The sequence below is a fragment of the Virgibacillus sp. FSP13 genome (assembly GCF_054048505.1).
Genome location: NZ_JBSVKG010000065.1, coordinates 1 through 1,564 on the forward strand (window position 1 = coordinate 1; position 1,564 = coordinate 1,564).

Annotated in this window: 3 protein-coding genes; all 3 read left to right on the forward strand. The window is 30.8% G+C overall.

Features of this window, described 5'->3' with window-relative positions:
- Positions 1–43: 43 nt before the first annotated feature.
- The 3 genes from ACW2QC_RS20170 to ACW2QC_RS20180 all read left to right on the forward strand — a co-directional run bounded on the left by ACW2QC_RS20170 (position 44) and on the right by ACW2QC_RS20180 (position 1,563).
- Positions 44–268 (forward strand): DUF3953 domain-containing protein, encoded by a 225-nt coding sequence (locus ACW2QC_RS20170; protein ID WP_457545716.1) that lies wholly within the window; start codon positions 44–46, stop codon positions 266–268.
- Between the two features lie 231 nt (positions 269–499).
- Positions 500–1,042 (forward strand): DUF3267 domain-containing protein, encoded by a 543-nt coding sequence (locus tag ACW2QC_RS20175; RefSeq protein WP_457545717.1) that lies wholly within the window; start codon positions 500–502, stop codon positions 1,040–1,042.
- Positions 1,043–1,311: 269 nt separating this feature from the next.
- A complete protein-coding gene (locus ACW2QC_RS20180; RefSeq protein ID WP_457545718.1) occupies positions 1,312–1,563 on the forward strand; it encodes a hypothetical protein in 252 nt (83 codons plus the stop codon).
- The last annotated feature ends 1 nt before the right edge of the window (position 1,564 follow it).

Genomic DNA, 1,564 nt, shown 5'->3' on the forward strand with positions numbered 1-1,564 from the left:
ATAACATAATCAAGACATGGGGTTAAAGGGGAGGGATATCATTGTGCTTAAGGTTATAAAAATTATTTTAGGGATAGCTGTAATCATCTTGTCAGGTTACAGTTTAATAACTCAAGATTTCACATTTATTCCGTACATGGTACTTTTTTTAGGCTTATTTATGATTGTTACAGGAATCTCTGAATTTCAAAGGAAACAAAAATTTAACGCCCTAATAACGATACCTGCTTCTTTGTTTATTTTATTTGTTTTTATCTACACAGTTTAATTTTTCTACCGTTAAAGGGCGCTTTTCTCTAATAAGAAATTGGAAGGCTGTATAGAATAAAAAACCCATTATGGAGAGCTGATTTTTGTGTTAAAGTCAAGATAAATAGGGGCAATATTGATTAATAAGATTAATAAACAGATAGGAAGGATTTCTATTAAGATACGAAACAAAATGCCGCTAGTTAACGAGCAAGCGGATAGCGAGTTAATGAACAATGGGTGGACACCAATGAAAGAGCCTAAAAAGTTTATAAATGTTGTTTTAATGTCAATTCCTTTAATGATTTTAAATGCACTAATTGCCATAGGTATAATAAATACCTTTTCAACTATGTCTTTGAATGAATTTGGCCTGGCATCTGATTCCATATCAATAACGATTAACTTGGTTGTGATTATTTGGATATTTTTACTTATAGTTATACATGAACTACTTCATTTGGCGTTTATTCCCAATTTCATTAAATCACAAAAAACATTTATTGGTCTTACTCTGTTTGGTGGTTATGTACTAACGGAGGAGGAAATATCCAAATCGAGATATATACTAGTTACGATGGCTCCTTTTGTTATAATATCAATTCTCGTACCAATCACACTAAGTCTTTTAGGGATCTTAACACCTACATTTAAAGCTTTAATATTAGTGAATGCTATGGCATCTTCGGTAGATATACTTAATCTCATTCTTTTATTAACGCAAGTACCAAAAAAAGCAATTTTAATAAATAATGGAACCAAGACCTACTGGAAAATCGAACGTACTTTTTAGGTTTGACAAGAATTGAGAATTAAAGAAAAACTAAACATTATCTAATTGTTGATATCCACGATCGTTACTGTGAAAGTCATTATACTACAAACGGGCGCAGTTGTTGAATAAGCACTGCGCCTGAATATGTCCAGATTATAGAACAGAGGTGACAGTCTTTGAAAATATTCTTATTTGTTGTTTCTTACATTGTGTTAGATGTAATTAGCTCATTGCTTTATGTTGGATTATTATTGTTGCTTTTTATAACAATGAAGAAGATTTTTAGTATGAATGAAGAAAAATGGAGCGCCCTTTTTAAATATAGAAAAGGAAAAGGCTTGTATTCTATAATGGTTTTTCCGTATTTATTAATGATTGCCTTAATGTTCCCAGTAACGATGTTTGGGTTTGAATTGATTGACTTTGATTATAGGGTTTTAGGCTATATAGCCGTGATTATGTTACCAACGCTTATTCTATTTTTAAAATTACCTAAGCTTAAAGAAAGTATAGTAAATAAATACGAGGAAAGTTATTAAG